The sequence below is a fragment of the Armatimonadota bacterium genome (assembly GCA_031081585.1).
Lineage (GTDB): Bacteria > Sysuimicrobiota > Sysuimicrobiia > Sysuimicrobiales > Humicultoraceae > Geohabitans > Geohabitans tengchongensis.
Window position 1 is genome coordinate 40,653 of the sequence record JAVHLY010000022.1, and the last position, 8,421, is coordinate 49,073.

7 protein-coding genes and 1 tRNA gene are annotated in these 8,421 nt (G+C 70.2%); 2 read left to right on the top strand and 6 right to left on the bottom strand.

Going from position 1 to position 8,421, the window contains the following annotated elements; all coding sequences use genetic code 11:
- Positions 1-43: 43 nt before the first annotated feature.
- The 6 genes from RB146_09825 to hisC form a co-directional block, all read right to left on the bottom strand.
- Complete coding sequence (locus tag RB146_09825) at positions 44-1,528, bottom strand: ATP-binding cassette domain-containing protein (GenBank protein ID MDQ7829275.1); 1,485 nt, start codon at positions 1,526-1,528, stop codon at positions 44-46.
- On the bottom strand, positions 1,521-2,477 hold the full coding sequence (locus RB146_09830) for a branched-chain amino acid ABC transporter permease (GenBank protein ID MDQ7829276.1): 957 nt from the start codon (positions 2,475-2,477) through the stop codon (positions 1,521-1,523). The genes RB146_09825 and RB146_09830 overlap by 8 nt, the downstream gene beginning before the upstream one ends.
- Positions 2,474-3,364 carry a branched-chain amino acid ABC transporter permease gene (locus RB146_09835; protein MDQ7829277.1) on the bottom strand — a complete coding sequence of 297 codons (891 nt, stop codon included), beginning with the start codon at positions 3,362-3,364 and terminating at the stop codon, positions 2,474-2,476. The genes RB146_09830 and RB146_09835 overlap by 4 nt, the downstream gene beginning before the upstream one ends.
- Before the next feature lie 33 nt (positions 3,365-3,397).
- Complete coding sequence (locus tag RB146_09840) at positions 3,398-4,564, bottom strand: hypothetical protein (GenBank protein ID MDQ7829278.1); 1,167 nt, start codon at positions 4,562-4,564, stop codon at positions 3,398-3,400.
- Positions 4,565-4,590: 26 nt separating this feature from the next.
- On the bottom strand, positions 4,591-5,823 hold the full coding sequence (locus RB146_09845; protein MDQ7829279.1) for an ABC transporter substrate-binding protein: 1,233 nt from the start codon (positions 5,821-5,823) through the stop codon (positions 4,591-4,593).
- 79 nt (positions 5,824-5,902) lie between these two features.
- Positions 5,903-7,054 carry a histidinol-phosphate transaminase gene (gene hisC / locus RB146_09850; GenBank protein ID MDQ7829280.1) on the bottom strand — a complete coding sequence of 384 codons (1,152 nt, stop codon included), beginning with the start codon at positions 7,052-7,054 and terminating at the stop codon, positions 5,903-5,905.
- Positions 7,055-7,117: 63 nt separating this feature from the next.
- Between hisC and RB146_09855 the strand changes: the two genes are divergently transcribed.
- Both RB146_09855 and RB146_09860 read left to right on the top strand, forming a co-directional pair.
- Positions 7,118-7,195 (top strand) — tRNA-His (locus tag RB146_09855).
- Positions 7,196-7,352: 157 nt separating this feature from the next.
- Positions 7,353-7,895, top strand: coding sequence for a DinB family protein (locus RB146_09860; protein ID MDQ7829281.1), 543 nt, complete (start codon positions 7,353-7,355; stop codon positions 7,893-7,895).
- Positions 7,896-8,421: the final 526 nt, after the last annotated feature.

Genomic DNA, 8,421 nt, shown 5'->3' on the forward strand with positions numbered 1-8,421 from the left:
GGTGACCACATCGTGGCGGACATCGCTGTGGTGGACGCGCGCCTCACAACAGCAGGTAGCGCCGTCGCACCTCGTGGTTCGCCTGCAGGGCCTCCACGGTGCCCTCGAACCGGATCCGGCCATCGTCGATGACGTAGCCGCGGTCCGCGAGCCGCAGCGCCGCCCCCACGTTCTGTTCGGCCAGCAGCACGGTGAGGCCGGTGGCTTTGAGCTGGCGGATGCGATCCTCCAGGACCCGGACCAGCCGCGGCGCAAGCCCCTCCATGGGCTCGTCCAGCAGGAGGAGGTCCGGATTGCCCACCAGCGCACGGGCGATGGCCAGCATCTTCTGCTCGCCCCCCGAGAGGTGGCTGCCCCGGTGGTGCCGCTTCTCCCGCAGGACCGGGAACAGCTCGAAGACGCGGTCGAAAGTCCAGTACCCCTGGCCGCGGGCGGCCACCTCCAGGTTCTCCCACACCGTCAGGTCGGGGAAGATGCGCCGGTCGTCGGGCACGTACCCCGCGCCCAGGCGGGCCACCGTGTGGGGCGGCAGCCCCACCACGTCCCGGTCCCGGTAGCGGACGGCCCCGCGCCGGGGCGGCACCAGCCCCACCACGCTCTTCAGGGTGGTGCTCTTCCCCGCGCCGTTGCGGCCCAGCAGGAAGACCGCCTCGCCCTCCCGCACCTGCAACGAGACGTCGAACAGCACGTGGCTCAACCCGTAGTAGGTGTGTAGCCCCTCCGCCTGGAGCAGGGGTTTGCCTGCCCTGCCCGCGGTCTCGGAGCGGACCGCCGGGGCCTCGGCCTCCTCGCCACCCAGGTAGGCTCGCTGCACCTCCGGGTCGGCCCGGACCTGGTCGGGGGACCCGGCAGCGATGGTCCGTCCCTGGTGCATGACCACCACGCGGTGGGCGGTGGAGAACACCACCTCCATGTCGTGCTCGCAGAACAGGACCGAAAGCCCCCGTTCCCGGTTCAGGCGGGTGATGAGCTGCAGGGTGGAGGCGGTCTCCTCAGGGGACATCCCCGCGGTGGGCTCGTCCAGCACCAGCAGCCGCGGTCGGCTGGCCAGGGCCAGGGCGATTTCCAGGATGCGCTGGTCCCCGTGGGACAGGGTCCCCGCCAGCCGGTGCGATTGGCCGTGCAGGCCCGTCACCTCCAGGATTTCCCGGGTCTGGTCCACCGCGAACCGGCTCGCGGGCCGGACCAGCTCAAAGCCCTTGCGGGCGTGGGCCAGGCACGCGGCGTGCACGTTCTCGAACACCGACAGCCGCGAGAACACGTTGGCGATCTGAAAGGTGCGCCCTACACCGGCGCGGCACCGGCGGTGGGCGGGCCAGCGGGTCACGTCCACCCCGCCGAACACCACCCGGCCCCGATCCGGCCGCAGGACTCCCGTGACGAGGTTGAAGAGGGTGGTCTTGCCCGCGCCGTTGGGCCCGATGACCGCCACCACCTCGCCCGCGTGCACGGACAGGGAGGCCCCGCGCACCGCGGGAAACCTCTGGAAGGAGCGGTGCAGGTCGTCGACGCGGAGCAGTTCAGCCACGGACGTTTCCCGCGGTCGCCGGCCGGGCGGAGGGGGTCCGGTGCGCGGTCCACCGTTGCTGCAGGTGGCCCATGATGCCCTCGGGGAGGAAGAAGATGAGGAGGATGAGCAGCATGCCCAGCGCGAGCGTCCAGTACTCCGTGTGGCGTCCCAACAGGGTCCGCAGCCCCACCACCACCGCCGCGCCCACCAGGGGCCCGGAGAAGGTGAACCACCCGCCCAGCAGGCACATCACCAGGATCTCCAGGGACAGGACCCAGAACAGCATGCTGGGGAACACGGACCGCTCCAGGGCCACGTACAGCACCCCCGCTACGCCCGCGAAGAAGGCCGCCAGCACGATGGCCGCCAGCTGGTGGATTCGCACGTCCACGCCCATCACCTCGGACCGCTGCGGGTTGTCGCGGATGGCCTGCAGGGTGAGCCCGAAGGGCGACCGCACCACAGCCCACAGGGCGCCCAGGGAGGCGGCCACGCCCCCGGCCACCAGGGCGTACGCGCCCGGAAGGGTCTGCAGGACGGGCGGCAGGGGGATCCCGTGGATCCCGTTGTCTCCGCCCGTGACGGGGTACCACCGCAGGGCCACGATCCACACGAAGGACCCGAGGGACAGCTGCAGCATGCCGAAGTACAGGCGCGACAGCCGCACGCAGAAGAAGCCGATCACGAGCCCCGCTACCCCTGCGGCCAGCGGACCCGAAAGGAAGGCCAGCCATACGGGCCAGCCCAGGCGCGTGATCCCCACCGCGGCGGTGTATGCGCCGATCCCGTAGAACACGCCGTGGTGGAACTGGTACAGCCCCCCGTAACCGAGCACCAGGTTCAGACTGGTGGCCAGCAACCCCGTCACCAGCACCAGGGCCAGCAGGTACAGGAAGAAGGGCGGCAGGATCGCGGGAGCCGCCGCCAACGCGGCCAATGCGAGCCCCAGGAGGATCCGGCCGCTCACCACGCGGACCGCAACAGGCCTGTGGGCCGCACCAGCAGCACCGCCGCGGTGACCGCGTAGGGGAACGCCACGGCGAACTGCGGCCAGACCAGCAGGCCCACAGACTGGGTGACCCCGAATAGCAGGGAACCCGCCAGGGCGCCCCACAGGTTGCCCAGGCCGCCCACGATCACGATGAGGAAGCTGTCGATGAGCAAGCTGTGGTCCATGCCCAGCATGATGCTGGTGGTGGGCGCCACCAACGCCCCGCCCAGGCCGGCCAGGAAGCAGCCCAGGGCGAAGGCCATCCCGAAGACCCGGTTCACGTCCACGCCCAGCACCGCCACCATGTCCCGGTCGGTCGCGGCGGCCCTGGCAACCCTGCCCGCCCGGGTGCGGTGGGTGAACAGCCACAGGCCCAGACCCACCAGCGGCCCGGCAGCCAGCAGCACCAGGTTGAACGTGGGCAGGGCGACCCCCAGGACGGTCACCGCGCCCTGCAGCGACGGTGGCGGCACCAGGGACCGGTAGGTGGGTCCCCACAGCAGCTTCACCGCGTCATTGAGGATCAGCATCACCCCGAAGGTGAACAGGATGAGCATGAGGTGCTCGCGGTGGTACAGCCGCGAGAGCAGGAGCCGCTCCAGGACCAGGCCCACGGCCGCGGTGACCAGGGGGGCGGCGGCCAGGGCCAGCCACAGGCCCGCGGGGTGGGCGCCGACGGCCTCGGCCACCGTCCACGCCACGAAGGCGCCCAGCATGTACAGAGACCCGTGGAACACGTTGGGCACCCGCAGGACGCCCAGGATCAGGGTGAGCCCCGCCGAGACGATGAACAGGATCATCGCCCGGCTGAGACCCACGAGAACCTGGCCAAGGACAGCAGGCAGATCCACGCCCGCAACCACCCCGCCCTCGCCGACGCCTCAGCCCGGCAAGGTCTAGCCTCTATATCCCGTCGACCTGAGACTCAGCAGGGTCTCGAGCAAGTAGAAGTCTCCCCACAACAGCTCGTGCTCGGGGGCCACCCCGGCGTTCCGGTTGAAGCAGCCGGCGAGCACCATGCCGGGTGGCCTGGGATCCCCGCGTCCCAAGGGGGTCAGGTAGCCCTGGACCACACAGCGCGCCAGCTCGACCCCCGCCCGCGCCAGCGGGCGCAGCCGGGCCTCCTCGTCCAGGACCCTTGCCAGTTCCACCAATCCCGCGGCCGCCACGACAGCGGCCGAGGTGTCCACCGGGCACGCGGGAATGTTGGGGTCTGTGAGGTCCCACCAGGGCACGCCCGTGGGGGCCCGGTGGGCCATGAGGAAGCCCACTGCCTGCTCCAGGGCCTCCAGGTAGCGCGACCAGCGCGTGTGCAGATACGCCAGGACGAGGCCATGGATGAACCAAGCCTGCCCGCGGGCCCACGTGGAGTCGGCACTGTAGCCGAGCAAGGTCCACCGGCCCTGGGGGGCGCCGGTCTCCGGGTGGAAGTCGATGAATTCCCACGTGGATCCATCCGGACGCATGAACCACTCCACGGTGCGGTCCGCGTGGGCCGCGCACAGGTCCCGGTACCAGGCCTCCCCGGTTTCCCTCCAGGCCCACCAGGGCAGCAGCAGGTTGATGTAGATGTTGTCCACCGCCGTGATGAAACTCCCGTGTGTACCCCAGCGCGTCTGCCCGCCTCCTGCGTCGGAGGCGCCCCGCACGCGCACCTGGTGGCCCACCGGGGACTGACGGGCACGGGGGTTGTACATGCCCGCAACCTTGGGGGCCACCCGGAGGGCGTGCTGACGCAGGGCCTCGTCGCCGAACAGCTGGTACCCCCGCGCGCAGGAAAAGTAGTACAGCGCAGACCGGAACATGTCGTCCTGGTCCTGGTACGTCAGCAGCTCTTCGGTCAGCCGCAGGCCCAACGTCCGGAGGTCCTCCCGCCCACGGTGGAGCGCGGCGTACCACAGGGCGCACACCCAGTGGCCCCCACACCACTCGCTCTCCTCGGTGGAGAGCCATTCGCCCGTGTCCGGGTCGGCGTAGTAGGGAAACCGATCTCCCACCGCAGCCGCTGTGGACTCGACCCGGTCCAGACAGCGTTCCAGCGCCTCCTCCGCCCAGTCTGCCATGCCGGACTTCCCCGGACGGGCGGGCGCTAGCGTGCCTGCCGCCGCGATCGCTCGATGTCCTCGCAGGTGGGCATCACGTCGCTGGGCGGAACCGTGACGAGGTCACCTCCCACCAGAAAGGGAAAGCGGGGGTCGCGTCGGGTCACCCCGAAGATCATGGGGAGGACCACTTGGTGATCACAAGCGCGCATCTCCACCTCTCCCACGGGGCTGGGGATCCGCAAGTTTTCCAGGGCGTCCACGAACCGTTCGCGGTCCAGAGACCGGGCCCGGCGGTAGGCTTCCGCGATGAGGTGAGCGGTGACGTAGCCGTGGAAGGCCGGGAACCCGGGCGGGGTACCGTAGGCAGCCTGGAAGTCCTGCACGAACTTCCGGTTCGCGGGGGTGTCCGGGTAGTAGAACAGGTAGTCCGTGGTTCCCATCACGCCTTCCGGGGCTGCGGCGCCCAGCGGTCGCAGCACCGTGGCATCGATGGCGGTGTGGATGGCGGCGGGGATCCGCTCCGCGAACCCGATCACCTTCATGGTGCGGAGCACGTTGGCCATGCCCCCTCCACCCGTCCCGAAGAACACCGCCTGCGGCCGCGCCTGCAGGATCTGGGTCAGGTAGGGAACCAGGTCTGGCTCGCCCAGCCTCCACCAGGTCTGGCCCAGGAGCTGTACCTCCGGGTTCTTCCGCTTCATGAAGCGCACGAAGGATCGCGTGATCTGCTGGCCGTACTCGTAGTCCTCGGCACCGATCCAGAATCTGGTGTAGCCCTTCCGGGCCACACCTTCCGCCAGGGCCTTGCCCGCCATGGCAGTGTTCTCCGTGGTGCTGAACACGTACCGGTGGCCCTTGGCCCCCGTGATGTCCTCGCTCTTGGCGATCCACACGAAGAGGGGCACGCGTTGCTCCCGTGCGAAGACGGACACCGCGAGGGCGGTGGAACTGCTCAGAATCCCGGCGAGGAGGTCCACCCGCTCCTGCAGGACCAGCTCCCGCGCCATGCTCAGCCCGATCTCCGGGCTGAACTTCTCGTCCCGGGTGACGAACTCGATGCGGGCGCCGTGGATCCCGTCCCGGTTGATCTCCTGCAGGGCCAGCTTGAACCCGTTGAGGGCGTCGTTAGCGAACACCGCGGCCGGGCCGCTGTAGGTGTCCACGATCCCCACCTTGATGTTGCGGTCCAGGCGCACTGCGGGGGCTGCGCTGGCACCGGCTACAGCTGCCGCCGCCAGCGCGCCCACGGTTACCAGCACCCACGCCCTACGGCGCATGTCGCCCAGCCCCCTTTCGACGTTGCGTTCTCTGCAGTGCTCGGTAGTTCTGCACGGAGGGAGCACGGGCCTGCCGGCCTCAGCCCCCCGCGGGTATCACGTCACGCAGGGCCGTCTCGAACCGGTCGACCTCCACAGGGGTGCCCACGGAGACCCGGATCCACGTGGCCCCTGGGGGCCCCGGCCGGACGACGACCCCACGGCGCAGGAGGTCGCGCCCCACCTGATCCGCGGGCCGACCCACGTCGAGCCAGACGAAGTTCGCCACGCTCGGGTAGGTGCGCAGGTGGAGCCGTTCGGCCAGCTGGTGCAGCCGGGTCCGTCCCTCCGCCACCACCTGCAGGGTGCGCGCCACGTGGTTCTGGTCCCCCAGGGCCGCGAGGGCCGCCGCCTGTGCAGGGGAGGAGACCTGGAAGGGCTCCCGCACCCGCACCACGGCCTCCACGACCTCCGGAGGTGCCACGAGGTACCCGACCCGCAGGCCCGCGAGCCCGTACACCTTGGAGAAGCTGTGCAGCACAGCCACCCGTCGACCGTCGCGGACCCAGCGCACGCCGTCCGGGTAGTCCGGTGCCGCAGCCCGGGCGAACTCCGCGTACGCTTCGTCCAGCACCACCAGGGCGTCCTCCGGCACTCGGTCCAGGAACGCCCCAAGCTCCGCCTCCGACACGTAAGTCCCGGTGGGGTTGTTGGGATTGCACACCATCACCAGGCTCGCGCCCCTGGCTGCCTCGGCCATCCGGGCCAGGTCATGACGGCCGCCGCCGTCCAGGGGGACCCGGACCTCCACCGCCTCCTGCAGCCGTGCGGTCGCCGGGTACATGGGGAAGCTGGGCCACGCGTACACCGCCGTCCGGCCGGCGTCCAGGTACGCCTCTGCCAGGAGCTTGAGCAACGCAGCACTGCCTGCCCCCACGACCACGTGCGCGGCAGAGACTCCGTGCCGTGCGGCCAGCGCCTCCCGCAGCTCAGCACAGTCGTCGTCGGGGTAGCGGGCCCACTTCGAGCTCGCGTGGGCTGACGCCTCCAGGGCCAGCGGGGAAGGGCCCAGAGGGTTCTCGTTGGACGCCAGGTACACCAGGGAGGCTGAGCCCTCCGCGCGGACAGGGAAACGCTCCCCCGACACGTACGCGGGGATGTCTTTGAGCACGGCCCTGGCATGGGGATCCATCGCCGCCCCGGCGAAGATGGGGTTCGCCCCGATCCGGCCGCTTCCTTGTGGGGTCGCCATGCAATTTCGGTGGGGGCGTCAGCGGGGGTGCGAGAGGCCGTGCTAGAATGGATGGCGAGTGCGGTGGCCGTAGCTCAGTCCGGTTAGAGCGCCTGGCTGTGGCCCAGGAGGTCGCGGGTTCGAATCCCGTCGGTCACCCCAGAGCGCATCCTTTCGCGGTCCACCAGGATCCGGTCCTGCCTCCAACGGTTTAGGGAAGTGGTCCAACCCTCACACCGCGCCCCCAGACCCTCGCCGACCGACGGTGAGCGAGGTTGCGCCACCGGGACGTCAACACGCTCAGCGGGAGGAGACCCACGTGCTCGAGGTACTCAGGACCCTGCTGGTCAACCAGTACGGAGCGGCCCTGAGCACGCTCAAGGCCGCCGTGGACGCCTGCCCCGACACCGCCTGGGACGCGCCCGTGGTGAACCATACCTTCTCGCAGGTGGTCTTCCACACACTCTACTTCACCGACCTCTACCTCGGGCGCGACGACGAGGCCGCCTTCCGACGGCAGCCCTTTCACCGCCAGCTCGCCCCCCTCTTCGCCGACCTTCCCGTAGAGGTCGAGCCGTTCGAGGTCCCCCCGCGCCCGTACAGCCGGGCCGTGCTCCTCACCTACTGGGACGCCTGCCGGTGCAAGGTGGGTGAGGTCCTGGCCGCGGAGACGGCGGAAAGTCTCGGCGCCGCTGACAGCTTGGGCGGGCCGTTCACCCGGGCGGAGCGGCATGTCTACAACATCCGCCATATCCACCACCATGCCGCGCAACTGGGACTCCGGTTGAGACTCGACACGGGCACGGGGGTCCGATGGGTGGGATCGGGATGGCGTGAGGGGACACCGGGCGAGCGTCCCTGAGCGTCCCGTCGGCGTCGGAGACCGCGGGCAGTCCCGGCATGGACTCAGCCCGGGCCAGGACAGGCGACGGCCCTGGCCCCTGTCCGCACGATCCGTGGCGGAGCGATCTCCGCCCGCATCACCGTTCCGACGCTCCCTGCGGGGAAATACGTATCCGCACGGCCACCATGGTGGCCGGGAGTTCACCTGCGCGGTGAACAAACGCCGCGCCGGCAAGGAGCAGTGGAGCGCGCCACCGAGAGAGCCCAGCGGCGCCGCCTCGTCCAGGTCCTGGAGGAGATGCTCGGGGAGCTCAGGCGGGAGCTGCAGGAGGCATGAAGTCGGGAGGGCAGAGGGCCTGCCGGAAGCGGGGGAGGCGGGGAGAGGAGTTCAGGGGCCCGGTCCAGAATTCAAGAGAAGTACCCGGAACGATAGAGAACCATAGACAATAGAGAACCCTAGACAGGAGAGGCCCCGGCCAGCAGGGTTCATCCCCTGGCACGACCTACCCTGCACGACCACGGAGGCCCGTGGCCGGTCATCTGCC

Coding starts and splice junctions, on each gene's coding strand:
- RB146_09840 (MDQ7829278.1), bottom strand. CDS start 4,564: ATGGCAGACTGGGCGGAGGAGGCGCTGGAACGCTGTCTGGACCGGGTC.
- RB146_09845 (MDQ7829279.1), bottom strand. CDS start 5,823: ATGCGCCGTAGGGCGTGGGTGCTGGTAACCGTGGGCGCGCTGGCGGCG.
- hisC (MDQ7829280.1), bottom strand. CDS start 7,054: ATGGCGACCCCACAAGGAAGCGGCCGGATCGGGGCGAACCCCATCTTC.